We start from the raw sequence: 24639 nt of genomic DNA on the forward strand, positions 1-24639 counted from the left end.
AAAATGAAAGATATATAGGTTGAGATAGTAGGATTCTTCTTCAAACTTTATGCGGAACAGAGTGATATGTATACAACACACTGATATGTATACAACACAGATACCAGATGTCGATGATCTCTGTGAAATAAAAGAAAAGTATAAAAACACAGAAGCAATTATCACATGAATCTGTGGAATAGAAAGGACATAGCAAAACACAGATGTCTTTATATGAGGTAATCTGTGTTTTGGAAAATAAGGGTAAAAACACAGACAATGGTTTTAAAAAGAATCTGTGAAATAAGAAGAAATGGAAAAAACACAGATGACAGACAAAAGTCCATCTGTGAAGCGTGTGAAAATGCAAAAATCACAGATGGGAAGTGGTATAAATGGATGAAGATGAGTCAAACAGCTAAATAAAGGGTAAATGTTATCGAATTTTTATATATTATAAATTTCCCCTTTATAATCTGAAAAAAGCTATATGATAGAATAGAATTTAAGTAAGAATGATGTTTTCTGAACCTATGTAAGACAAAGAATTTTAGGAAAAACAAAAGCCACGCAATTAATAAAATCTCAGGAAAAGCTGAATGGCTGAAAACAATAGAATAATAGGTAATAATAGAATAATAGGTAATAGCATGATACCGTTAAACAAATTAAGCAATACGTCGCAAAGAAAGCGGCAGATCCATCACAGAAAATCTGTCGCCTTGATATTTGCGGCGCTTTTTATTGCTCTGGGGGTTGGCTATATTTTGCAGGGGGTATCATCGGATTATAAATCTGGGGACATAGGGAATCATGCGATAACAGCTAAGATCAATAATACAATAGTAGCGAAGGCCAAAAGCGCAATAATGGCAGATAACGGCGGTAAAACGTCAACTCAGGCGGCTGCCGGGTATAACAGGCAAAGAGACTATCTGGCTGAATATGCATCCATAAGCTATGACACCAGTAAAGGGCTTGTATCCAATGAGATAAATGCGCTGGCACAGTCTTCTGATGGATATATCTGGGTTGGGACGTATTCGGGACTGTACAGATATAACGGAATAAAATTCGAAGCTGCTGATATAGATGACAATATCTGCAACGTAATGGTCATGTACGTTGATTCGAAGAGAAGGCTATGGATAGGCACAAACGATACGGGGCTTGTGTGCTATAACCCTGAAACTGAGGAGAAGAGCAGGTTTACCTCTGAGGACGGACTGAGTGCTGATTCCATAAGATCAATATGTGAGGATGACAGCGGAAACATTTATGTCGGGACAGTTTCAAGCATAACAGTTATACATGAGGATATGACGCTGGAAAAACTGGATGATTTGACGGGTATCACCTCAGTAAGATCTATGAGTTATGTGACAGACGGCATCATTGCCGGAGTCACTAACGGTGGAACGCTGTTTTTCCTGAAAGGTAGTGACCTTCTTCAGGAACTGGAATTTGAGGAGACAGGCATTACCTATACGACAGTGGCCTGTACAGACGGAGATACACTCCATCTCGGAACCTCGGACAACATACTTCAGCGCTGCAGTTACAATGGCGGAAACATTGAGATAACAGGACAGGTCGAAACAGAAAACATAAATTACTACAACAAGCTTGTGCCGGAGCAGAATGGAACAGGCTGCTTTTTCTGCGCAGAGAACGGACTCGGTATCATTGATGAAAACGGTAATGTCACGAGACTTATGAAAAACGGCTTTGGAAGCTCTGTTTCAGACTGTATCTATGATTACCAGGGCAATGTGTGGTTTTCGTCAAATAAACAGGGAATGCTGGAGTTTTCCAAGAATCCCTTCTACAACGTCTTTGTGAAAGCCGGACTTGATGAAGCGGTCGTAAACAGCGTCCTCGTTGATCATGGAGAGATATACATCGGCATGGACAAGGGCCTTGCAATTCTTGATGAAGAGACTTGTACAGCGAAGGATTACGACTATATTAAGTACTTCGAAGGAGTCCGTATAAGGCATCAGATGGTCGACAGCAAGCATAATATATGGCTGTCAACTTATGGCAAGGACGGACTTATAAGAGTAAGCGCAGACGGAGAGGCTAAGTCTTTTAATGAGACGAGTGGAACGCTTGGCGGAAGATTCAGGTATTGCCTTGAACTGTCTAACGGAGAAGTTGTAGCAGCCAGCAATATGGGTATTAACTTCATAGACGGAGATGAGATAGTCTGTACTATCGGAGAAGAGGAGGGCATGGAATCCCCGCAGATGCTTACAATTGTGGAGGATAAGGACGGAAGCATACTCGCCGGTTCGGACGGCGAAGGAATATATATTATAAAGGATCACAAAATAATCGGCCATAAGGGTCCCGAGGAAGGCTTGGGAACACAGGTGGTCCTTCGCATCGTGCCCTATAATGACGGCTTCATCTATGTCACAAGTAATGCGATGTACTATGACGACAGAAGCACTATAAGAAAGCTGGATGCATTTCCCTATACCAACTGCTATGACGTTTATATCACGCCCGATAAGGTGGCCTGGATAAGCTCCAGCGCCGGAATTTTCATTGCTAAAGCAGATAACGTGATTGAAAACGAAGAATATACACTGGATTTGCTGGATTACTCCAGAGGTTTTAACACATCACTTACAGCTAATGCGTGGAACAGCATTACAGGTGAGGAGGGTGACCTTCTCCTATGCTGTACTGACGGTGTAAGAAAAGTCTCGACCACATCCTATGATGCCTTTGACAATGGCTATCTCATTGATCTGGACAAGGTTACTGCAGACGACGAGCCGGTTGTGCAAGGTGAGAACGGAGTGTATGAGATCCCTGCCGGAGCAAGACGTATACAGTTCGAAGTATCTATTTTGAATTACCTGCTGTCGAATCCTCTCATCAAATTCTACCTTGATGGTGCAAAGGACGACGGTGTCAGTGTATATCAGGATGAACTGTCTTCTTTATCGTACACCAATTTGCCCTATGGAGATTATACGATGCACATTCAGGTGCTCGATAAGAATACAAGAAAAGTCCTGAGGGACGAAGTCTATCCTATATACAAAAAGGCTCATTTTACGGAGCTTCCGATATTCAGAATAGGTATGGTTGTCCTTGTAGCAGGCTCGGTCGGATTTCTGGTTTGGTGGTTCCTCAGATCGACAATTATCAGAAGACAGTATGAGGAAATTCGTGTTGCAAAAGAGGAGGCAGACAGAGCTAACAGCGCTAAATCGCGATTCCTTGCAAACATGTCGCATGAAATCAGAACTCCTATCAATACAATAATCGGAATGGATGAGATGATCCTGAGAGAGGATAAGAGTCTCTCCATGCCGCAGTACTCAGGGCAGGTAACGGGTTATGCCGTATCGATAAAAAGGGCTTCAGAGACGCTTTTGTCACTTGTAAACGATATCCTTGACCTCTCCAAGATAGAGTCGGGGAAGATGAATCTTGTGGAGAAAAGTTATGACCTCTGGGAATTCCTGAAGACCATAACAACCATGATCCGAGTGAGGAGTAACGAAAAGGATCTTCTTTTTGAAACGGAAATAGATCCTGAGATACCGCGCTATCTCTACGGCGATGACGGCAAGATAAAACAGGTTCTCGTGAACCTTCTGACAAACGCTGTTAAGTACACGAGGGAGGGATCCTTCAAACTGGTTCTCGAGCTTGTGAAGAAGGAAGGAGATACCTGTACTATAAATTACAGCGTATCCGATACCGGAATCGGAATAAGACCCGAGGATATGGACAAGCTGTTCTCAGCCTTTGAGAGACTTGAGGAGCAGAAAAACAGCGGCATCCAGGGAACCGGTCTGGGACTTGATATTTCCAGGCAGTTTGTTGAACTTATGGGAGATGAGCTTAAGTGTGAGAGTACCTATGGCGAGGGATCGAAGTTCTTCTTTACACTGGTACAGAAGGTGGAAAAGGACGAACCCATAGGTGAGTTCAAGGAAGATGAAACTGCTGCATATGACGAGGAGAACTACGTTCCCGGCTTCATCGCACCTGACGCTAGAATCCTTGTTGTTGATGACAACGAGATGAATCTGCAGGTATTAAAGGGACTTCTTAAGGCAACAAAGCTTATGGTGGACACTGCGCTAAGCGGAAAGGAATGCCTTAAAAAGCTGGCAAAGGAGCACTATGAACTGGTACTTCTTGATCACATGATGCCTGAGATGGACGGAATTGAAACACTTAAAAGGATAAGGGAAGAAGGGTACGAGCTTCCTGTATTTGCGTTGACTGCAAATGCAGCTCACAGCGGCGAGCACTACTATGTAAAGAAGGGATTTAACGGATATCTTGAGAAGCCCGTGAATGTTAAAAAGCTTGAGGAAACACTTAAGAGCAACATCCCCGAGGAATTATTGCAGGAGCCGGATCCCACTGATTTTGCATCCGAAGAAAATTCCGGAGAGAACGAAAATCCCATGGAGGGCATGGAGTGGCTGTTCTCCGTTAACGGAATTGATGTGACTGAGGGGATTAAAAACTGCGGAAACGGCAAGGCTTTTCTTGATGCACTTCATACCTTCTATTTCACTGTGGAACAAAAAGCGGATGAGATTGAAAAGGCCTATGATGAAGGGAATTACGATTTTTACACCATAAAGGTACATGCCCTTAAGAGCTCCGCCAGAATTATCGGAGCGTCGAAATTGTCCGAACTTTCTGCTAAAATGGAAGAAGCAGGAAAGACCGGAAATATTGAAGAAATAAAAGAAAACACGACTTCACTTCTTGAAATGTACAGAGAGTACAAAAACAGCCTTTCAAAGCTGTCCGAAAAAGAGGACAGTGAAGAGAAGGAGAAATGCGACGAAGCCACCATTGAAGAGGCCTATGGGGCACTTAAGGAATTCGCTCCGGTGATGGACTATGATTCCTTCGAAATGGTACTTCTCGACATGAAGGAGTATGATTGCGGAAGCGAAAACAATGAGAGATTCGAGCGGCTTTTCAGATTACTCAAGGAACTGAACTGGGATGAAATCACAAAGGTTTTGGAAGAGGTTTAAGCGATGAGTATGGGAAATCAGGAATTGATGCTTATAGGAATTAAGGAGACCTTCGTCATACGTGCTCTTGAGAATAAACTCAGGGAGGCAGGTATAGACTTCTTCTTTGTTACGCCCGATATCGATGTGGTGAGCAAAAAATGGGATAATGCATCAGCAATTGCATACTATCTTGATCAGTCTGAGAAGATTGAGAAATCGTTTCTTCACTATCTGAACGAGCACCTGACAGAGGATGATAAGCAGATTATTATCATCGGCGAAAAGGTAGACACCGATATCGCCAAGGGAAAGCTGCCCAGTGGAATGATTCTGAAGACGTTCCTTCGGCCACTGGATGTTGAGGACTTCATCGAAACGGTCAAGAACCAGTTTTCGGAACTTCTGAATCCTTCGAAAAAAAGCATCATGGTAGTGGACGACGATGCCACCTACATAGGTCTGATCAGGGACTGGCTTCGTGAAAAATACACGGTATCCATGGCTGTGTCCGGGCTTCAGGCGATCAGGATTCTTGGAAGGACGCAGGTGGACCTCATACTTCTGGACTATGAGATGCCGATAACAAGCGGACCGCAGGTTCTTGAGATGCTCAGAAACGACCCCTCAACCAGGGATATTCCGGTTATTTTCCTTACGGGTAAAAGTGACAAGGAAAGTGTTATGAAGGTTGTAAACTTAAAGCCCGAAGGCTATCTTTTAAAGTCCATAAAGCGTGAAGAGCTTATGGCAGATCTGCAGAGATTCTTCGCTGAGAGAAAATAGCAGATAAAAAATGTAAGAGGAGATTTTTGGTAATGAAAAGTATTTTGGACTATGAGACAGTAGCGCTTGTCGATGAGGATGATGCGATCGAGATAATAGATCAGACGCTTCTTCCCGGAAAAACAGAGATGATAAGGCTGCGCACGGGGGAGGAAATCTGGAATGCGATTTATCTTCTTCAGGTTCGCGGCGCACCGGCTATCGGAGTAGCTGCGGGCTTTGGTCTTTATATTCTTATGAAACATTCGAAGGCAGAGACTTTTTCGGAGTTCATGACAGAACTCAAGGAAAAGAGTGACTACCTCAATTCTTCAAGACCCACAGCGGTGAACCTTTCCTGGGCATTAAAGCGCATGGAAGCACATGTGATGAGCATGGCTAAGGAGCGCGGAATGACAGAGGAAGACGGGGCAGGCTCTTTTGACAGGGACGCTCTTATAACAGAGATGAGAGAGGAATCCGAGCGCATTAAGACGGAGGACATCGATGTTTGCAGAAGGATCGGAGAGAACGGCCTCACTCTTATAAAGGACGGCTACGGCCTTCTGACACACTGCAACGCGGGACAGCTTGCGACCTGCAAGTATGGCACAGCCACAGCGCCTATGTATCTTGCTCATGAAAAGGGCATGAATATACGCGTTTACTGCGATGAGACAAGACCTCTCCTTCAGGGGGCAAGACTCACCGCATTTGAGCTGCAGTCAGCCGGAATAGATACAACTCTTTTGTGCGATAACATGTCAGCATCTCTTATGAAAACCGGTGCAATAGACGCTATTTTCGTGGGGTGCGACAGAGTTGCCGCTAACGGAGATGCCGCCAATAAGATCGGAACCAGTGTGGTGGCGACTGTGGCAAAACGCTACGGAATCCCTTTTTACGTATGTGCGCCAACCTCAACAATTGACATAAATACGAAGACCGGTGACGACATAAAAATCGAACAGAGAAAGCCCGAAGAGGTTACCGAAATGTGGTATAAGGAGCGCATGGCTCCCGAGGGCGTGAAGGTTTATAATCCCGCTTTTGATGTTACGGATAACGAGCTTATAACAGGCATTGTGACTGAGTTTGGAGTGCTTCGTGCGCCGTACGATGTTAGCATAGCTGAACTGTTTGAGAGTATGTAATCGTGTTTTAAGAAAACGGAAAAAGAGTATTAAATATTCATAAATTCGTGCAATTTCATTGAGCGTTATTTTTTTCGGTGATAGAATATTTTTGGAAGATTATATGCCGAAATAATACGCGAGGGCACTGATAATGGCTGTTGTTACCGCCGATGAGGATAAAAGTTTATATCAGCCTGATTTGATAGCTAACGAGCTGCTGCTCATAAAGAAACAGGGCGGAGATGTTGAAAAGTACAAGGAACAGAATTTCAACATTTATCAGCTTGCGGAAATCCGAAAGGGACTTTCGACCGGGGTCAACGTAGATACCTATGCCAAACCTGATGTGCCCTGGAATGAGATGGAAGAGATACGGCTTGAGCTTCAGAGCGGAATCGATATGTCTGCTTATCGTGAGGCGGGCTTTGATATAATGCAGCTTGCCGAGATCAGAGAGGGGCTCTCGGAAAATCTTGATGTTTCCGAGTATGCAAGGCCGGAGTTTTTTTCAGACCAGATGAAACAGATCAGACTCGGACTTATGGCGGGTGTGCCTGTTATCTTCTATCAGGATGAGAGATTCAACTGGCTGCAGATGCAAGAAATCCGGATTGGTCTCGAGCACGGCACAGACATATCTCAGTATGCGCGAATAGATATGCCCTACATGAAAATGAGGGTGATAAGAGAGAGCCTCGAGGATGGCCTCGAGCTTGACGAGAGATTGATTCGCAATAAGGATGCATCCACATTGGAGCAGATCCACATTGCTTTTAAGGAGAAGATAGATATCTCCGAATATGTAAAAAGAAATTTTGATGCCGAGCAGCTGGAACAGATCAGAAAGGCAAAACAGGAAGGAATCGAGGATATTGACCGTTACTTCCTTTTTGGCATGCGCGGCGAATGTATGCATGAGGTCAGGAAAGGTCTGGAGCAGAACCTCGATGTTTCCATTTATGCCGATGAGAAATACGGTTGGAAGCAGATGAGAGAGCTGCGCCTCGGACTTGAACATCAGATTGATGTTACGCCCTATGCAAAGTCCCTTTATCGCGCAGATCAGATGTACGAGATAAGAAGGGGACTTGAGAACAATGTAGATGTAGATTTGTATAAGAGCATGGTTCATCCCGCGCAGGAGATGCGAATCATGCGTAAATGGCTTGAGGAGGGTAAAACTCTTCCCAGCAATTTGAGCAAGCTCTTTACGGGACAGCTCCAGGAAGAGCTGGAGAAGCCTGCGGATGAAGAGGTTAAGGCATGGCAGTTCCTTCAGACTGAGGAAGGACGCCTTATCGATATTTCGGAAGATAAAATGAAGTGCTATTTTACTCTTCCTCTCGGAGCCAAGGGAACAACATATACTCTTGAGAAGGTGATTAAGCTGCTGTACAGCGCCCGTGTACGAAGGGGCGTCAGCAGGAAGGCCATCGAAGAGATGATACTGAATAAGAAGTTCGGCGTTAAGACTCTTGTGGCTCAGGGGAAATTACCTGTGAACGGGACCGACGGATACTATGAATTCCTTATGAATTTGAACGAGGACATTCAGCCGGATTTAAGCAGCGGAGACGTGGCGGATTTTTCCAGGGTAAAAGTGTTCCAGGAGGTCAAGCTCGGAGATAAGCTTGCAATCTATCATCCCGCAACTGTCGGTGAGGACGGCTTCGATGTCAACGGAAAACTGTTAAAGGCAAAGCCTGGAAAAGGAAAGCCGATACTAAAAGGACAGGGATTCATGATGCTGGCCGATAAGCAGACGTATGTGTCCTCGCTTGCGGGTGTCGGAAGAATCCTAAACGGCGAGATAAGAATTGATAAGGCTAAGACCTACGAATCACTTATAAATGTCAAAGATAAGATAGTCTACGACGGAACCATCTGGGTAAAAGGAGATGTAGACAATGTTTACATCCAGGCAAAAGGTGATGTTGTGGTGGACGGAAGCGTTTCGTGTTCCGATATACATGCCGGCGGCCGCGTGTTTGTCAAAAAAAGTATTGTCGGAAATGTAAACGACCGTGTTTCGATAACGGCCGGAGGCATGGTGGCAGCAGCTCATCTTGATACGGCAAACATCAAGTGCAAGGGTGATCTTATTTCCAACGACTGCCTGAACTGCGATGTATCAGCTGACGGAAAAGTCGTTATGCTTGGCGAAAAAGGACTTGTGAGCGGAGGTGTCGTTACCTCACTAAGGGGCGTTGAAACAGCGGTTCTTGGAAGCAAAACAGTAAAGGAAACAGTTGTCAGAACGGGAATCACAGAGGAACTCGATTACGAGTATCAGATGCTTCTTAAGAATGTCAGTCGTTTGTATGCGGAGCTTAAAACCTACGAACAACAAAGAGGAAAGCTGCAGTCCTTTAACGATAATACCAATAAACAGGCTTTGCAGATAAAAATCAAAATCAATGCAGAATCTGCGATAAAGGAAGCTGAGCTTGAAAAACTGAACGAGAGAAAGCGAGTTATAGAGAAAGAGATGGAATCGGTAAGGGATGCCAAAGTCATAGTCTCAAGACTTGTATTTAGCGGAACTACCGTGAAACTTGGAAACAGAGTGCTGCGAGTGCATGATATAGTCGAAACATCCAGGGGAATAACCTTTACAGGGAAAGATGGCGGACTGGTAATGCTTGACGGTGAGAAACCGATAGCAAGGAGCTAAAAAGTGGCTGACAAGAGTATTCTAATTGTAGATGACACAGAAATAAATAGAGGTATCCTGGCTGAAATTTTCAAGGATAAGTATGATATTCTGGAGGCTGAAAACGGAAAGAAGGCTCTTGGAATTATTGCGCAGAAAAAGGACGAGATCGCCGCGATTCTGCTTGATATAGTTATGCCTGAAATGGATGGGTTCAGACTTTTGGAGGAACTATTCAAGCACAAGATTCCGGACAAGATTCCGGTTTTGATGATTACTGCGGACACTTCAGCAGAGACCGAGAGAAAGTGCTACCAGACAGGCGCTACCGACGTTATTCATAAACCCTTTGATTCATTTATAGTCCAACACAGGGTTAAGAGGGCTATCGAGCTCAATATGAACCGCAAGGTTCTTGAACAGAAGGTTAACGATCAGACCAAGGTTCTTAAAAAGCAGTACCTGGTTCTTAAAAAGCAGGAGGAACGCTTAAGGGAGACCAACAGCAGAATTATCGATACAATCTGTACGATAGTTGAGTTCCGTAATCTTGAATCCGGATATCACTTAAAGAGAATCAAGGGCTTTGTTCAGATTCTGGCAAATGTGGCGATGAGAAACTATCCCGAATTCGGGTTAACACCGCACAAGATAGAGGTTATTACAAATGCCAGTGCCATGCACGACATCGGAAAAATTACCGTTCCCGATGCTATTTTGCTAAAGCCCGGACGTCTTACGCCCGATGAATTCGACATCATGAAGTCGCATACCACAAGAGGTTGCGAGATTGTTAAGATGCTGGCAGACCTGCAGGATAAGGAGTATCTTGAGGTCAGCTACGATATATGCAGACACCATCATGAAAAATACGACGGCAAGGGTTATCCCGACGGCTTAAAGGGAGAGGAAATCTCCATCGCTGCGCAGCTAACCTCCCTTGCGGATGTCTATGATGCGCTTGTAAGTGACCGTGTATATAAATCAGCTTATTCGCCCAGCAAGGCCTATGAGATGATCAAAAATGGTGAGAGCGGAATCTTCTCCACAAAGATGCTCGCCTGCTTCGATATTGCAAGACCCGAGATGGAGGCCATGGTTGCAAGAACCAAGGCAGAGGAGGAAGCAAATCTGGCCGCCGGTGGCGGAGGCTTGCTTAGCCAGTGATAGTACTGTACTATAATATAAGTCTATAAAGATAAAGTATGGGATGAATTTTAATTTATAAAAATTCATCCTTTTATTATATGAAAAAAGGAAACTTGAACAGATGGAAAAGAACCCGTATGAATCACTGATTTTAATACCGGCAACGCTGGTTATGAATTTGTTTGTTTTTAAGATAGCACCCTTAATGGATGTGTATCTGATCCCATGGGATCCCGATATGATAGGAACTCCATTTCCGGTTATTACTTTAGTGCTGATGATGGCAATGCCGATTTTCGACGTAATAATAGCTATCATCGCCGTGGTGATTATGGTAGTACGACTGATACGACAGAAAAAGTGACGCCGAGCGGAGATCGAACCCGTTCGAGTCCTCCGGACTCGAACAAAATAAGAGCCATAGCTAATTGCTATGGCTCTTATTTTAATCGACGTGTGTGAAAGGATTCGAACCCTCGACCTTCTGGTCCGTAGCCAGACGCTCTATCCAGCTGAGCTACACACACATGCCTGCACAACTTGTGCAGCAAAAATTATTATAACATCGAATAAGTAATTGTCAATACTGTTTTTAAATTTCTTTTCCCTATTTTCCAATCTCCGGATCTGAGACACACAAAAATCCCCTATTAATGGGAGGAGACCGGCATGGGTGGGGACTCCATACCGGTCATTAAGAAAAGGAGATTGTCCTTTTTGTTCTGCAATAAGTATATCGACAAAAGTTCCCGGAACTTTATAGTGAAATAAAAAATTTTTTAAAACTACAAACTGTGATAAAATAAAACGGATTTAATTAGTCACCCGCAGATTATTATAAAAGGATAACTATGCAGAGATTTGATTTGATTGCGCCATGCCATTTCGGTCTGGAAGCGGTTTTGAAAAAAGAAATAATTAACCTTGGTTATGAGATACGCGAGGTTGCGGACGGAAGAGTGACCTTCATCGGTGACGCGGACGCCGTTGTCCGTGCTAATATCGGACTGAGGACGGCCGAGAGAGTACTCATCAAGGTCGGTTCTTTTCATGCGATAACCTTCGAGGAGCTGTATCAGGGAACCAGAGCGCTTCCCTGGGAACAATACATTCCGAAGGACGGCAAGTTCTGGGTTAAGAAGGCCAGCAGTGTTAAAAGTAAGCTTTTTAGCCCGTCTGACATACAGTCCATTATGAAAAAAGCGATGGTTGACAGACTTTCCGATATCTACGGAATCATGCGTTTTGAGGAAAGCGGCGAGAGCTTCCCGGTGAGGGTTTTCCTTATGAAGGATGAGGTCACCGTGGCCCTTGATACGACAGGCGAGTCACTCCACAAGAGAGGCTACAGAAAGCTTGAGGCCAAGGCTCCGATTGCCGAGAACCTGGCGGCCGCTCTTTTGATGCTGACACCCTGGAAACCCGACAGGATACTTGTGGACCCCTTCTGCGGAAGCGGAACCTTCCCCATTGAAGCGGCGATGATCGCGGCGAACGTGGCACCCGGAATGCACAGACATTTCACAGCGGAGAAATGGACACATATCATTACTCCCCAGAACTGGAAGGATGTGCGCGAGGAGTGCGCTGATGAGATTCACTTTGGCGTCGATACCGATATTCAGGGCTACGACATCGATCCTGAGGTTATTGACATTGCCAGGATAAATGCCGAGAAGGCCGGTGTCGATAAAATGATACATTTTCAGGCGAGACCTGTCGCTGACTTAAGTCACAGGAAGAAATACGGCTTCATCATCACCAATCCGCCCTACGGCGAGAGAATCGGTGAGCAGAAGGAGCTTCCTAAGCTTTACAAGACGCTTGGCGAGAGATATAAGGCGCTGGATTCCTGGTCTATGTACCTTATCACCGCATATGACAAGGCGGAGCGCGATATCGGCAAAAAGGCCGACAAAAACCGTAAGATTTACAACGGTATGATAAAGACCTATTTTTACCAATACATGGGACCTAAACCTCCCAGAAGGAATATAAGTAATGATTGAAAACAGACTACGGAAAACCGCGATCATGACCGGTATATTTGTGGTGCTGTCGCTCGGAGTCATGTTCTTTAGAGCTGCTACCAAGGATGTCATAATCGCTGAAGCGGGTGAGGAGGTTGCAGCCAAAATCGAAGATGCCCGCGAATATGAATTAAAAATTCAGGCTCCCACGACTTCTAAAGGAAACGGAAGCCTAGTGATACCGCTTGAGAGCGGGGTATCTTCAGACAGCATCACCTTTGAGGAGAGGCACGGACTTCATCAGTTTGTGCTCTATGTTAAGGGCAAAGACCCTGAATTTTATGCGAAAAACGGTGTGGTGACAGATCTCATCTGTATCCAGAAGGCTACCTTCAGCCCGCTTGGAGATAGCGGTCTTGTTTGCCTTAAATTCTGGCTTGACGGCCTATACGAGAATTCAACTTCGCTCGGAGACGGCGAGATTGTGGTGAATTTTAACGCACCTTCGGGTGACTATGAAAATGTAGTAGTAATCGATCCTGTGGATGAGCTCGGACTTAAGATGATCCCTTATATCAAGAACGCTTTTCAGGGAGATGAGAGCGTGAAGCTGTATTTTACCACGCTCGATGACGCTGAGGTTGGAGCGGAGGCGCTTGCATCACTTATAAATGATTCCGGTGCGGATTTCTATGTACAGCTTGGAATCGACGAGACAGTCGAGAGCGACGCAGGTGTAAGGACATATTTCAATGACAGATTTTTCATAAGAGGCTTCGGAAATGTGGAGCTCGCCGACAAGCTTGAGATGAGCGTTGCGGAGAACTCAGGTAACAAGGCTCTTGGCCTATCTTCTTCCTATAAGGAGAATGAAAAGCTGACCACTTCAAAGATTCCGTCTGCCTTTGTGACAATCGGCAATCTCAACAACAGAGTCGATCACGACAAGCTTTCCAAGGACAGCTATATAGAGAAGTGCGCTAAGGGCGTTGCAGAGGGAATTCGCAATGCTTTTGAGGCAGTAAATCCCGCAGATGCTTCAGCGGAGGATGATGCCCTGCAGGGAATTATAAATGGCTAATCGATACAATTTATTTGTAATGGAGATATATTATGAAAATAATTTTTGCTACCGGTAATGAAAACAAGATGAGAGAAATCAGAGAGATTCTGGGCGGAGTTGCATCCGAGATCAATTCCATGAAGGATGAGGGAATCGACCTTGATATAGTCGAGGACGGCACCACTTTTGAGGAAAACTCCATGATCAAGGCAAGAGCTGTCGCTGATTACTGCAAAGAGAAGGGGATGACCGATTTTTGCATCATGGCTGATGACTCAGGACTTGAGATTGATTACCTGGACAAGGCGCCCGGCATATATTCCGCCAGATTCCTTGGACATGACACACCATATTCCGAGAAGAACAAGCAGATCCTCGAGAAACTTGAAGGCGTTCCGGATGAAAAGCGCACTGCCAGATTCGTATGTGCCATAGGAGCAGTTCGTTCAAACGGCGAGGAGCTTGTAGTCAGGGCTACAATGGAAGGAATAATCGGCCATGAGATTGCAGGTGAAAACGGCTTTGGCTATGATCCGATCTTCTTCCTGCCCGAATACGGCAAGACTTCCGCAGAGATCAGCCCTGAGGAGAAGAACGCAATAAGCCACAGAGGCAAAGCGCTCAGAATGATGGCTGAGAAGCTTAAGTAATCACTTAGTAAGGTAATATTTTTGTATGCATAAAATTTTGATTGTTAGTGACACACATAGAAAAGATGAGAATTTTTATAAGGCTGTAGAGGCGGAAAGCCCTGTCAGCCTTATCATTCATTGCGGCGACACGGAGGGAAGTGAAACGCAGATGCAGCAGCTTGCAGGCGCTCCCATGCGGATTGTGAGAGGCAATAACGATTTCTTTTGTAGTCTTCCCGATGAGCAGGTTTTTGAAGTTTGGCCGCACACATTTTTCCTTACTCACGGACACAGATATCTTGTGAATATGGGCAGCGATGAGATCATGCGCGAGGCATTCTCAAGAGGCGCCGATGTCGTGATCTACGGCCACACCCACAAGCCTGTGGCGGCGGAGATAGACGGCATGTACGTGTTTAACCCCGGAAGCCTCTCCTACCCCAGACAGGAGGGCAGAAAACCTTCATATCTCGTGCTTACTATTGATGATGAAGGCGAGCTGACTTATGAGATTAAGTATTTGGATGTGCTGTAAGAGTGTGTATTTAGTATTGGGAAGTTTTTGGAATCAAGTTTTTTGCATGTGTTGCAGGAACTGATTTTGAGGATATTATCTTGGTTGAATTGGAGGAGTCTGACGTTTGTCGGGCTCTTTTTTCTATTGTAGCATGTCAGGCTGGAGCTAGAGATATAGCTTGAATGCATATTAGAGATAGTAGTCTGGTTTGTTGAAAAAGTGGATGAAAAGTGACATTTATTGACGCAATATCGATAATGGTAAATCTATTTCTGGATTTTTCAAAAATGGATTTATGGAATTTGTGGTGACATAATGTTAATTGCACACAATTGAATAAAGGGAAATACAAAACAAAATGTCTATGAAGATATATCAAGTAATATGCGCATATCTTCAGGGCATATAAAATGATTCAGAGGAGGTATGATTATGAACGAAACACTGAAGGTTTTGGAGACAAGGCGTAGCTGCAGAAAATTCAAGCCGGACATGGTTAAGAAAGAAGAGCTTGATGCCATCATTAAAGCGGGAACTTATGCGGCAACAGGGATGGGCAAGCAGAGTCCTATCATCATCGCAGTTACCGGGAAGGAGCTGCGCGATGCGGTTTCAGAGGAAAACAGGAAAATCGGTGGATGGGATGAAGGGTTTGATCCTTTTTACGGGGCACCGGTTATTCTGATAGTTCTTGCAGATAAAAGTGTTCCCACGCATGTGTACGATGGCTCACTCGTTATGGGGAACCTTATGAATGCCGCAGAGAGCCTTGGGGTTGCCAGCATTTGGATTCACAGAGCGAAGGAAGAGTTTGAGTCAGAGTTTGGAAAAAATCTTCTGAGTAAGCTTGGAATTAGTGGTGATTATGAAGGAATCGGCCACTGCGCACTTGGATATGCGGCTGAGCCTCCTAAGGATGCAGCTCCAAGAAAAGAGAACTATGTTTATTATGCTGAATAAATGATGCTTGATGAGGAGAGTACCGGCAAGGTGCTCTCTTTTTTATTTTATAGAAAATTGCAAGTGAATATTTATTTTAAAATGAGAAACTTTTTTGTAACAAAATGTTTAGTCTTTTTATAAGAAGTTAATTTCTCATTTTGACAATTATAAAAGATAATATATATGTAGGATTGTACGTAGTTCTCTTTTAAAAAGGAGATTAATTATGGCAAATACAAAAGCAGCGACACCTGAAACAGCAGCACCGGCACCGGAAAAGAAGCCAAGAGCAACCAGAAAGAAAGCGGCTCCGGAAGCAGTAGTAACTCCTGAAGCAGCGGCAGCGCCTGAAGTTCCGGCAGCTCCTGAAGCAGCGGCAGCGCCTGAAGTTACAGAAGCTCCTGCGCCAGCACCGGCACCGGAAGTTGCGCCTGAGGCAGAGGTTCCTGAAGCAGCACCAGCTCCGGAAGTAGCACCTGAGGCAGAGGTTCCTGAAGCAGCACCGGCTCCGGAAGTTGCGGCAGCACCTGAGGCAGCACCGGTTCCTGAGGTTGAAGTTGCTCCTGAGGCAGCAGCTCCGGCACCTGAGGCTCCTGCTGAGGAGGCGGATAAAAACCTCGAGAAAATTGCATTTGCAGAAGAGGTTGCTGCTTTTGAAGCGCAGGAAGCAGCAAAGGCGGAAGCTGAGGCAGCTGCGGCGGCAATGGCAGCAGAAGCTGCGGCACCAGTGGTAGAGGAAGCACCTGCGCCTGAGATCGAGATTCCTGCAGTAGAGGAAGCGCCTGCAGCAGAGGTAGAGATCCCTGTAGTAGAGGAAGCACCTGCAGCAGAAGTAGAAATTCCTGCAGTAGAAGAAGCCCCCGCGCCTGAGATAGAGATCCCTGCGGTAGAAGAGGCACCTGCGGCTGAGGTAGAGATACCTGCAGTAGAAGAAGTGCCTGCAGCAGAGGTGGAGATTTCTGCAGTAGAAGAAGCACCTGCAACAGAGGTAGAGATACCTGTGGTTGAAGAAGCCCCCGCACCTGAGATAGAGATTCCTACAATGGAAGCAGCACCTGCAGTAGAAGCGGAGATTCCTGTGGTTGAAGAAGCACCTGCAGCAGAAGTTGAGATACCTGCAGTTGAGGAAGCACCAGCACCTGAGATTGAGATACCTGCAGTGGAAGAAGCGCCTGCAGCAGAGGTGGAGATTCCTGTGGCAGAGGAAGCACCTGCAGCAGAGGTAGAGATACCTATAGTTGAAGAAGCACCTGCAGTAGAAGAAGCACCAGCAGCGGAAGTTGAGATTCCTGCTGCAGAAGCAGCGCCTGCACCTGAAATAGAAATGCCTGTAGCAGAGGAAGCCCCTGCAGCAGAGGCAGAGATTCCTGTAGTAGAGGAAGCCCCTGCAGCAGAGATAGAGATTCCTGCGGTTGAAGAGGCTACTGCAGCTGAGATTGAGATACCTGCAGTAGAAGAAGCCCCTGCAGTAGAGGCAGAGATTCCTGTAGTAGAGGAAGCCCCTGCAGCAGAGATAGAGATTCCTGCGGTTGAAGAGGCTACTGCAGCTGAGATTGAGATACCTGCAGTAGAAGAAGCCCCTGCAGTAGAGGCAGAGATTCCTGTAGTAGAGGAAGCCCCTGCAGCAGAGATAGAGATTCCTGTGGTTGAAGAGGCGCCTGCAGCAGAGATAGAAATTCCTGCGGTAGAGGAAGCACCTGCAGCAGAGGTGGAGATTCCCGCAGCAGATATAGAAATACCGGCTGATATAGAGATGCCTGCAGATATAGAAATACCTGCAGCAGAAGAAGCCCCTGCAGCAGAGATTGAGATCCCTGTAGCAGAAGAAGCACCAGCAGCAGAAGCAGAGATTCCCGCAGCAGATATAGAAATACCGGCCGATATAGAGATGCCTGCAGATATAGAAATTCCTGCGGCTGAGGAAGCCCCTGCAGCAGAGATAGAGATTCCTGTGGTTGAAGAGGCGCCTGCAGCAGAGATAGAAATTCCTGCGGCTGAGGAAGCCCCTGCACCAGAAATTGAGATCCCTGTAGCAGAGGAAGTACCAGCAGAAGCAGAGATTCCCGCAGTAGATATAGAAATGCCTGTAGATATAGAGATGCCTGCAGATATAGAGGTCCCTGTAGCAGAAGAAGCATCCGCAGTAGAGGAAACTCCCGAAGCTATGGATTCTGACATATCTCTGATGGATATAGAAGGTTCTGCTGAGGAGCAAGCAGAGGAAGCGCCTGAACTTTCTCCTGAAGAAGAGCTTGCAAGGCTTAGCGAGCCAATTGTTGATGAAAGCATGAGTGAAGAGGCAGCGTCGGAAGGAACTGAAGAAGAACTTCAGATCGATTTGCCGGAGCTTGACCTTGATATACCTGAGATTATTATTCCTGAAGAGGAGATGCTGCAAACTGAGGAAGACAGAGCACTTGAAGAAGAGCCCGAGCAGGCAGAAGATTTTGTTCCCGAAATCATGGATGACATGGACCAGGCGACAGAATCAATGGTTGGAACAGCCGGCGACATCAAGGACTTCCTCAAGGAAGAAGATTTCGAGTTCACAGAGATCACATCCGATGGCAGCGTTGAAATCATACTTATAAAAATGGAAGATGACGACGTACTTTACATCGAGTACGAAGATGATGAATTCCTTTCACTCATATCTCATTATGAGAAAGATGGAAATTGCAGCTACAAAGACGTGCTGGATTCATTTATTAAGGATTCTATCAGCAAAGGTATAAGCTATAAAATTACCCGTTCAAAAGGAAGCAGAATCGTTAGCAGATATAATTAAGTACGGCCATTAGGAAAAACGGTTGCCATACAATATCGGAAGAATTCGCAATTTATGCGGCTTTCATCTATGAAATATAAAATAAAAACAATTAATTAGAAAAAATGCATTTTTTATATTGACATTGATTGGACTCTACTTTATACTTTATAGATGTCGCCGCGTGGTTGCGATATATGTGTCCGTAGCTCAGCTGGATAGAGCAACGGCCTTCTAAGCCGTGGGTCGGGGGTTCGAATCCCTTCGGGCACATTTTGTGGTGGCTATAGCGTAGTTGGTTAACGCGCCAGATTGTGGTTCTGGAGACCGAGGGTTCGAGTCCCTCTAGCCACCCTTTTATATTTTAGGGCGATAACTTCTAGATTAAATATTTAATCTGAGTTATTATTTTAGTAAGGCACATCTGCTGTGTATGATGGGCTATCGCCAAGCGGTAAGGCACAGCACTTTGACTGCTGCACTCGTGGGTTCGAATCCCGCTAGCCCAGTTTTTTGATATATCACTGCTTTTGCAGTTCATATATATGAGATACTAGCTCAGTTGGTAGAGCACTTGACTTTTAATCAAGTTGTCGTGGGTTCGATTCCCACGTGTCTCATTGAAAGAAACCCCTGAAACGTAGATGTTTCAAGGGTTTTTCTTATTTCTGCAAAAATCCAAAAATCGTTTAAATAACTCTAGATATTTTATCGTAGCATACAAGTAGCATACAAATTTTGATTAAAAAAAAGAAGTCAAATGAGGTCAATGTCCTCTACTAATTGTTCAAGTGCTACATGAGTATAACGGTCCGTAACATCCCCGGAAGAATGACCGAGAATTAATTTGCGGTGCAATAAAGGAACCTCCGCTTTTTCAAGAAGGGTGGCTGTTGTATGTCTGGTATCGTGAAATTCATGATCCATGCCGAGATTTTCCATGTGTTCTGATAAAAGGTCATAAGCATAACGGTATTTTAACTGTTTGCCGTTAAGCTCTATCAGATATTCTCCGGAAACATCCAGAAGAGGTAGGATCTTTTTTGCGATAGGAACGGTTCTGTTCTTACCAGCGGCAGTTTTAAGTCCGCCTATCATGTATCGTTCTTCTATTCGGACATCTTCTGTTTTCATAAGTAATAATTCTCTTACGCGGAATCCCGTGTAAATGAGTATCAAAAGTAAACGTGCCATAAAATCGCTTTTATTGGCCCATTAGTGTTTGGTCACAACTCCAAAAAAGGAGATGTTGACCAAACACTATATATGAAAAATTTTCGACAAAATTAATTGCTTTTTTCATTTAAGAGAGTAACATTAAAAGTGCAAAGAGAGTATATTGACGGAGATGATATATGTGCAAAGTAACTGAAATGGTATTAGACAACAGAATAGTCAATGTTGCAGACATCAAGCATAAATACATCAATAATATAGTTGATTCAGCTAAGAAATGTAGTTTTATCGATAAGATTATTCTTTTTGGATCAAGTATAGATGAGCGTTGCACAGAGGACTCAGATATAGATCTTGCCATCTTCGGAAATCAGACAAAATATAAATGCTTAAATTCTAAAGAGTATAGGCAGTTCGCGGAGAATCTGTATTCTTTTGATGATTTTAGTCAATCGTATGATTTATTGTATTTCAAGACAGGAAATACATATTCTGGTCTTATTATAAATGATATCAATAATGGGGAGGTCCTTTATGTCAGGGAAGATGATTAATTCTCCGGATCTTTCTATGAATCAGGTAAAGGCAGATATTTTGATGGCGCGGTCCGCTTTAGAAAAATCTAAAGAGAGTCCTAACAAGATTGCTAAGTATCTTCGTGGGCAGTGTGGATATCATTTACAGCAGGCTGCTGAGAAAATGATTAAAATTCAACTTTATGCTGCTGTAACAACTGTTGATCAGAGAAAAATTTATAAGCATGATCTAGTTGAAATAATAACGTATGCTAAGTCACTGGGCGTGAATCTTGATATACCCAAGTACATTGATGAAAGAGCTATGACAATATCATCTTGGGAAGCCGAGGGAAGATATGATGTTCATGTTGTCGTGAAATCAAATACCCTTGCTAAGTGCCTATCTGTAATAGAAGAGTGGCATGCAGATATGCTGAGGAATGGCTTTAAATAGGACAAATAAAATTTGATCTTGATTACTAAATTGATTACCAGAGACACGACCGATGTGCGGAAACCTCCTTCCTTACTGGATTTCTTAAAAAAGATTAACTGGGTTCGATTCCCACGTGTCTCATTAGAAGCGCTTAACTATTATGGTTGAGCGCTTTTTTGTATTTTTGTATATGAAAAAGGTCTGACATCATCAAAGTACAGCAATCTATGGAACATCTGTATGCAGAACCAATAAAGATGTCTGCTGCGTAGAAAAAGCATCTGGATCAAACGCACCCGTGATTAAAAAAATGGTGTTTATGCCGATAAAATATATATTGGAAATATGAATTCGGAACAAAGGCTAATATAAAAATCCAGTATACTTTGGAGGTAATGCAATGAAATTTAGAAAGTTTATTGCTTTAGTGGTATTGCTTGCACTCTTTTCACAGAATACTTTCAATGTTTGTGCTTATTTTACAATAGAGAATTTTATAATAGGAGAAGAAAATAAAGATCAAACAAAATTAAATGTATTTAGAGATTACAGGATAAATGGTAGTGATTCAGAGGAATTGAAGTACGCAAGACATATCAATGTAAATGCTCTGACAGATAAAGGCTTAGATTATGTTTTGTCTAATAAAAACTTAATCTCAATAGAGATAAAGGATATTTCCAACTTGGATATAGATAAAGTTTCTAAGTTATATCCATATTTGTGCAAAGGCAATATTGAATACAGCGCCATATTATTGGCTTATGAACATATAAAAGATAGTATTGGTAATGATGGTACAGATACGTACATTTATGCGGTGGATACTTATGCGCCTGATAGTTCCAACTATTATAGGTCTTGTGCCACAACTGTATCTGCTATTCTAAACGCTGCAGGGTATATGGATGATTATTCCAGTGCGTCAGTTACTGGTCTTGTAAATTATTTTGAAAATAAACCGGATGATTGGGAATGCATGGGCAGGCTTGGTGAATCTGAAATGCGGGAAGGTGATGTTATATTCATCGATAGACGTTCTCATAAATCGGATTATATAAAAGGTATATTATCAGACCCGGACTTTGATTTAGAGAAGCTTGTAAATGAACTTGAGAACTTGGATAATGGTAATGCCAAACAGGTATTAGATGAAACATTAGACTTTGGTGCTGATGGTGATGGTTATTATGATGAAGAAGGCAATTACTACGAATTTGGGACCGAGGAATTTGGTTATTATGATCCTGATGGAAACTGGTGTGGCTATGAAACTCCTGATGGACGGTTTGATCATGATGGTTCTTTCCATGAGTTCAATGAAGAAGAATTAAGAGAAAATGAAGGCACTAGCAAGTTGGCTACTCCTAAAGGTGGATACAATAATGTGTTTAATCCCGATCAAAATGGTGATGGTACGATAGATGACACAGAAGATAGGGCATGGTCTGACCATTGGCTGAGGCTTACGGATGATGTTCCGGATTATTCTTACTATGAAACTTGGAAAAAAGAGTCTGATGAATACAAAGAAAAGTTGAATGAAACTTTAGACAAGTTAGATGAAAGTAACCTACAAAAAATAAATGGTAAAGAAATAAGGATACATGATCATATAATACTTTGGCTGGGAAACGATGTTATTACACAGTATTATGCAGATTCTACCGGGAATATCATTTCGGGTTCTTATTCTGATATATACAGTAGGGCTAGAAGCGCAGCAGTTAGTAAATTTACTTTTACAGGTGATTACAAAATATATAGATATAAAGGATTTTAAAGAAAGGCGTTTAAATGAACGTACTCGAAAGATTTAAGATGAATCATCTGATCAGGTCCTATAGTGATCATTTCCTTTGAACCAATATTGTGTTTTTGATATATTGAGGGGCTTACATGAATTGGGGGAATAATATGTCAGAGATAAATACAGTAAAATCACAAATAATTTCATATCCTCACGGTTTCTCCACCAGGACCGGAGGAGTGAGTGAAGGGATATTTGAATCACTCAATCTGGGCATGAACAGGGGTGATGATCCTGAGAATGTTAAAGAGAATTATCATAGATTTCTGAAATCCTGCGGCATAGAAGCTGAGGAGTTCGTCTGCGGGCAGCAGGTGCATGGGAATAACGTGATGATAGTAGGAAAAGAGCATGCGAGAAAGCCCTACGGCTATGATGAGCTTTTTCAGGCTGACGGGTATGTAACTGCCGGGTCAGGTGTACCGTTGGTTATTTTTATCGCGGACTGCATTCCACTCTTGATGGCAGATGAGGAGGCAGGTGTCGTTGCTGCGGTACACAGCGGATGGCGCAGTACTGTACAGGACATCGAGAGAGAAGCCGTTAACAAAATGTTAAGCCTTGGTGCCACGAAGGACCATATCAAGGCATGCATAGGTCCTGCTATAGGCAGATGCTGTTTCGAAGTTGGAGAGGAAGTTATTGAGGAAGTAAACAGCTTGCTGGAAGGCGATGCCGCTGATCTATATAACCGAAAAGATAACGGGAAATTCATGCTTGACCTGAAAGGCGTTGTAAAAAGGAGTATGATTAATACCGGCTTATCCGAAGAAAACATTGATATCATCGAAGATTGTACTATGTGTATGCCGCATAAATACTGGTCTCACAGATATACCGGTGGCAACCGCGGAAGTCAGGCTGCTATAATAATGAAAAGATAAAGGTCTTTTTGGGAAGGAAAAAGGCTGTACTTGGTAAGGAGGGATAAGATTGAATTATTTCTCAGATAAAACAGTAAATCCTGGCAGACAACCTGAAATTGACATTTCGAAGGCTATTTGTATTGTTTTAATGATTTTAATTCATGCATATATGGCGAGTTCAGGAGGTTATCATGGTATTATAACCGGATTGCTTGGGTATGGTGCAGGCTTTTTGGGGGCAGGCACATTCATGATATGCATGGGAATCGGTATGCGCTACTCCCAAAAACAGGATGCCTCAAGTAATCTTTATCGTGGTATTTTATTGCTTACGATCGGTCAGGTTTTGAATCTTCTACGTGCAGGTATTCCGGGGCTGATAGCTTATAAGGCAACAGGGAATCAGAACTTCATCCCATACATGTTGGGGGTAATAGATAGTGACATCATCACTTTTGCCGGCCTTGCATTTATCTTAATGGCTCTGCTCAAAATGTTAAAGCTTGGCGATGGAGTGATTTTTTTAATAGGAATTATACTCAACTTTCTCATGGTACCATTTTATTCAATAATCGGGACTCCTAAAGATTTTTGGATAAACAAGCTCATTAACTTATTTTTTTTGACTGATAACGCTCTATTTCCGATGTGTACACATTTTGTATTCGTTGCATTTGGCTATCTGGTAGGTGGATATTATAGACGTATTATTGATAAAACAATTCTGTCAAAACGTGTATTATTCATTTGTATCCCAATTGTAGTAGTTTACTTTGCGCTTCGGTTTACAGTCCCATTTCCGTTTATGCCAAAGTACGTTCCGGAAGATGAACCTGTATTAGCTACAGACGCCTTGGCTGTATGTCTGGATACTCTGATTACTTTTGCTGCCATGTACAAGCTGGTGACTTTACAAAAAATAAAAGTACCGACTATCGTTTTCCATCTATCTAAGCATATAAACGCTTACTATTGCATCAGTGACATCATATTATACGTGTGGGGTATACTGCTTATCGCAACCAGGGGGAGTCTGCTGCCTGCTTCTTTGGTGCATTTTGTCATCGGAATAATAGTAATTGCGGTATGTTATCTTGTTATCGAGATTAATAACAAGATAATCCATTTCTCACCGGGAAAAATGAATAAGGCGGTGCAAATTATCGCATTTTTTGTAATCTGGCTGGCATCTGCTGCTTTATCATTTTATGCTTATCATATATATCAATTGTATTAAGCACCGTTTAGTAG

Annotated in this window: 19 protein-coding genes and 5 tRNA genes; 22 read left to right on the forward strand and 2 right to left on the reverse strand. The window is 43.5% G+C overall.

All coding sequences use genetic code 11. From position 1 onward, the window contains the following. Positions 1–225: 225 nt before the first annotated feature. The 7 genes from BMW61_RS03605 to BMW61_RS03635 all read left to right on the forward strand — a co-directional run bounded on the left by BMW61_RS03605 (position 226) and on the right by BMW61_RS03635 (position 11055). Positions 226–405, forward strand: a complete 180-nt coding sequence (locus BMW61_RS03605) for a hypothetical protein (protein ID WP_091819847.1) — start codon at positions 226–228, stop codon at positions 403–405. A 173-nt stretch (positions 406–578) separates the two neighbouring features. Continuing rightward, a complete protein-coding gene (locus BMW61_RS03610) occupies positions 579–5009 on the forward strand; it encodes a hybrid sensor histidine kinase/response regulator (protein WP_091819849.1) in 4431 nt (1476 codons plus the stop codon). 3 nt (positions 5010–5012) lie between these two features. Next, positions 5013–5774 carry a response regulator gene (locus BMW61_RS03615; protein WP_091819850.1) on the forward strand — a complete coding sequence of 254 codons (762 nt, stop codon included), beginning with the start codon at positions 5013–5015 and terminating at the stop codon, positions 5772–5774. 32 nt (positions 5775–5806) lie between these two features. Then, the gene (gene mtnA, locus BMW61_RS03620) at positions 5807–6907 is read left to right on the forward strand and encodes an S-methyl-5-thioribose-1-phosphate isomerase (protein ID WP_091819852.1); all 1101 of its coding nucleotides are present in this window, start codon (positions 5807–5809) and stop codon (positions 6905–6907) included. A gap of 133 nt (positions 6908–7040) precedes the next feature. Further along, entirely contained in the window at positions 7041–9563 is a 2523-nt protein-coding gene (locus BMW61_RS03625) for a DUF342 domain-containing protein (RefSeq protein WP_091819854.1), read from the forward strand. A 3-nt stretch (positions 9564–9566) separates the two neighbouring features. Next, the gene (locus BMW61_RS03630; protein ID WP_022762776.1) at positions 9567–10709 is read left to right on the forward strand and encodes an HD domain-containing phosphohydrolase; all 1143 of its coding nucleotides are present in this window, start codon (positions 9567–9569) and stop codon (positions 10707–10709) included. A 103-nt stretch (positions 10710–10812) separates the two neighbouring features. Next, positions 10813–11055, forward strand: coding sequence for a hypothetical protein (locus BMW61_RS03635; protein WP_022762777.1), 243 nt, complete (start codon positions 10813–10815; stop codon positions 11053–11055). An 89-nt stretch (positions 11056–11144) separates the two neighbouring features. On the opposite strand, the gene BMW61_RS03640 is transcribed toward BMW61_RS03635, so the two are convergent. Continuing rightward, positions 11145–11218: transfer RNA gene (locus BMW61_RS03640), tRNA-Arg, on the reverse strand. A gap of 324 nt (positions 11219–11542) precedes the next feature. Here BMW61_RS03640 and BMW61_RS03645 point away from each other — a divergent pair. The 10 genes from BMW61_RS03645 (at position 11543) to BMW61_RS03690 (ending at position 19202) form a co-directional block, all read left to right on the forward strand. Further along, positions 11543–12700 carry a THUMP domain-containing class I SAM-dependent RNA methyltransferase gene (locus tag BMW61_RS03645; protein WP_091819855.1) on the forward strand — a complete coding sequence of 386 codons (1158 nt, stop codon included), beginning with the start codon at positions 11543–11545 and terminating at the stop codon, positions 12698–12700. Beyond that, a complete protein-coding gene (locus BMW61_RS03650; protein ID WP_091819856.1) occupies positions 12693–13742 on the forward strand; it encodes an N-acetylmuramoyl-L-alanine amidase in 1050 nt (349 codons plus the stop codon). Before BMW61_RS03645 ends, BMW61_RS03650 begins: the two co-directional genes overlap by 8 nt. 32 nt (positions 13743–13774) lie before the next feature. Continuing rightward, positions 13775–14374 (forward strand): RdgB/HAM1 family non-canonical purine NTP pyrophosphatase, encoded by a 600-nt coding sequence (gene rdgB / locus BMW61_RS03655; protein WP_330363845.1) that lies wholly within the window; start codon positions 13775–13777, stop codon positions 14372–14374. 25 nt (positions 14375–14399) lie between these two features. Beyond that, positions 14400–14891 carry a metallophosphoesterase family protein gene (locus BMW61_RS03660; RefSeq protein WP_091819858.1) on the forward strand — a complete coding sequence of 164 codons (492 nt, stop codon included), beginning with the start codon at positions 14400–14402 and terminating at the stop codon, positions 14889–14891. A 414-nt stretch (positions 14892–15305) separates the two neighbouring features. Further along, positions 15306–15833: a nitroreductase gene (locus BMW61_RS03665; protein ID WP_091819859.1), complete on the forward strand. Its 528-nt coding sequence runs from the start codon at positions 15306–15308 to the stop codon at positions 15831–15833. Between the two features lie 208 nt (positions 15834–16041). After that, entirely contained in the window at positions 16042–18603 is a 2562-nt protein-coding gene (locus BMW61_RS03670; RefSeq protein WP_091819860.1) for a hypothetical protein, read from the forward strand. A gap of 178 nt (positions 18604–18781) precedes the next feature. Beyond that, positions 18782–18855, forward strand: a tRNA-Arg gene (locus BMW61_RS03675). 7 nt (positions 18856–18862) lie between these two features. Beyond that, positions 18863–18936: transfer RNA gene (locus BMW61_RS03680), tRNA-His, on the forward strand. An 83-nt stretch (positions 18937–19019) separates the two neighbouring features. After that, positions 19020–19091, forward strand: a tRNA-Gln gene (locus BMW61_RS03685). Between the two features lie 38 nt (positions 19092–19129). Continuing rightward, positions 19130–19202: transfer RNA gene (locus BMW61_RS03690), tRNA-Lys, on the forward strand. A 136-nt stretch (positions 19203–19338) separates the two neighbouring features. On the opposite strand, the gene BMW61_RS03695 is transcribed toward BMW61_RS03690, so the two are convergent. Then, entirely contained in the window at positions 19339–19776 is a 438-nt protein-coding gene (locus BMW61_RS03695; protein ID WP_091819862.1) for a tyrosine-type recombinase/integrase, read from the reverse strand. A 161-nt stretch (positions 19777–19937) separates the two neighbouring features. Here BMW61_RS03695 and BMW61_RS03700 point away from each other — a divergent pair, with 161 nt between their 5' ends. From BMW61_RS03700 to BMW61_RS03720, 5 genes are all read left to right on the forward strand, one after another. Then, entirely contained in the window at positions 19938–20312 is a 375-nt protein-coding gene (locus BMW61_RS03700) for a nucleotidyltransferase domain-containing protein (RefSeq protein WP_091819863.1), read from the forward strand. Then, positions 20293–20730: a HEPN domain-containing protein gene (locus BMW61_RS03705; RefSeq protein ID WP_091819865.1), complete on the forward strand. Its 438-nt coding sequence runs from the start codon at positions 20293–20295 to the stop codon at positions 20728–20730. Before BMW61_RS03700 ends, BMW61_RS03705 begins: the two co-directional genes overlap by 20 nt. Positions 20731–21112: 382 nt before the next feature. Continuing rightward, positions 21113–22495, forward strand: coding sequence for a hypothetical protein (locus BMW61_RS03710; RefSeq protein ID WP_091819867.1), 1383 nt, complete (start codon positions 21113–21115; stop codon positions 22493–22495). 134 nt (positions 22496–22629) lie between these two features. Next, a complete protein-coding gene (pgeF, locus tag BMW61_RS03715; protein WP_175475087.1) occupies positions 22630–23406 on the forward strand; it encodes a peptidoglycan editing factor PgeF in 777 nt (258 codons plus the stop codon). A 49-nt stretch (positions 23407–23455) separates the two neighbouring features. Beyond that, a complete protein-coding gene (locus tag BMW61_RS03720; protein WP_091819870.1) occupies positions 23456–24625 on the forward strand; it encodes an acyltransferase family protein in 1170 nt (389 codons plus the stop codon). Positions 24626–24639: the final 14 nt, after the last annotated feature.

The organism is Butyrivibrio sp. ob235 (genome assembly GCF_900109475.1).
Lineage (GTDB): Bacteria > Bacillota > Clostridia > Lachnospirales > Lachnospiraceae > Butyrivibrio.

Bases quoted from the DNA above. Each gene is read 5' to 3' on its own strand.
- BMW61_RS03610 (WP_091819849.1), top strand. From the start codon at position 579: ATGGCTGAAAACAATAGAATAATAGGTAATAATAGAATAATAGGTAAT.
- BMW61_RS03615 (WP_091819850.1), top strand. From the start codon at position 5,013: ATGAGTATGGGAAATCAGGAATTGATGCTTATAGGAATTAAGGAGACC.
- mtnA (WP_091819852.1), top strand. From the start codon at position 5,807: ATGAAAAGTATTTTGGACTATGAGACAGTAGCGCTTGTCGATGAGGAT.
- BMW61_RS03625 (WP_091819854.1), top strand. From the start codon at position 7,041: ATGGCTGTTGTTACCGCCGATGAGGATAAAAGTTTATATCAGCCTGAT.
- BMW61_RS03635 (WP_022762777.1), top strand. From the start codon at position 10,813: ATGGAAAAGAACCCGTATGAATCACTGATTTTAATACCGGCAACGCTG.
- BMW61_RS03645 (WP_091819855.1), top strand. From the start codon at position 11,543: ATGCAGAGATTTGATTTGATTGCGCCATGCCATTTCGGTCTGGAAGCG.
- BMW61_RS03650 (WP_091819856.1), top strand. From the start codon at position 12,693: ATGATTGAAAACAGACTACGGAAAACCGCGATCATGACCGGTATATTT.
- rdgB (WP_330363845.1), top strand. From the start codon at position 13,775: ATGAAAATAATTTTTGCTACCGGTAATGAAAACAAGATGAGAGAAATC.
- BMW61_RS03660 (WP_091819858.1), top strand. From the start codon at position 14,400: ATGCATAAAATTTTGATTGTTAGTGACACACATAGAAAAGATGAGAAT.
- BMW61_RS03665 (WP_091819859.1), top strand. From the start codon at position 15,306: ATGAACGAAACACTGAAGGTTTTGGAGACAAGGCGTAGCTGCAGAAAA.
- BMW61_RS03670 (WP_091819860.1), top strand. From the start codon at position 16,042: ATGGCAAATACAAAAGCAGCGACACCTGAAACAGCAGCACCGGCACCG.
- BMW61_RS03695 (WP_091819862.1), bottom strand. From the start codon at position 19,776: ATGGCACGTTTACTTTTGATACTCATTTACACGGGATTCCGCGTAAGA.
- BMW61_RS03700 (WP_091819863.1), top strand. From the start codon at position 19,938: ATGTGCAAAGTAACTGAAATGGTATTAGACAACAGAATAGTCAATGTT.
- BMW61_RS03705 (WP_091819865.1), top strand. From the start codon at position 20,293: ATGTCAGGGAAGATGATTAATTCTCCGGATCTTTCTATGAATCAGGTA.
- BMW61_RS03710 (WP_091819867.1), top strand. From the start codon at position 21,113: ATGAAATTTAGAAAGTTTATTGCTTTAGTGGTATTGCTTGCACTCTTT.
- pgeF (WP_175475087.1), top strand. From the start codon at position 22,630: ATGTCAGAGATAAATACAGTAAAATCACAAATAATTTCATATCCTCAC.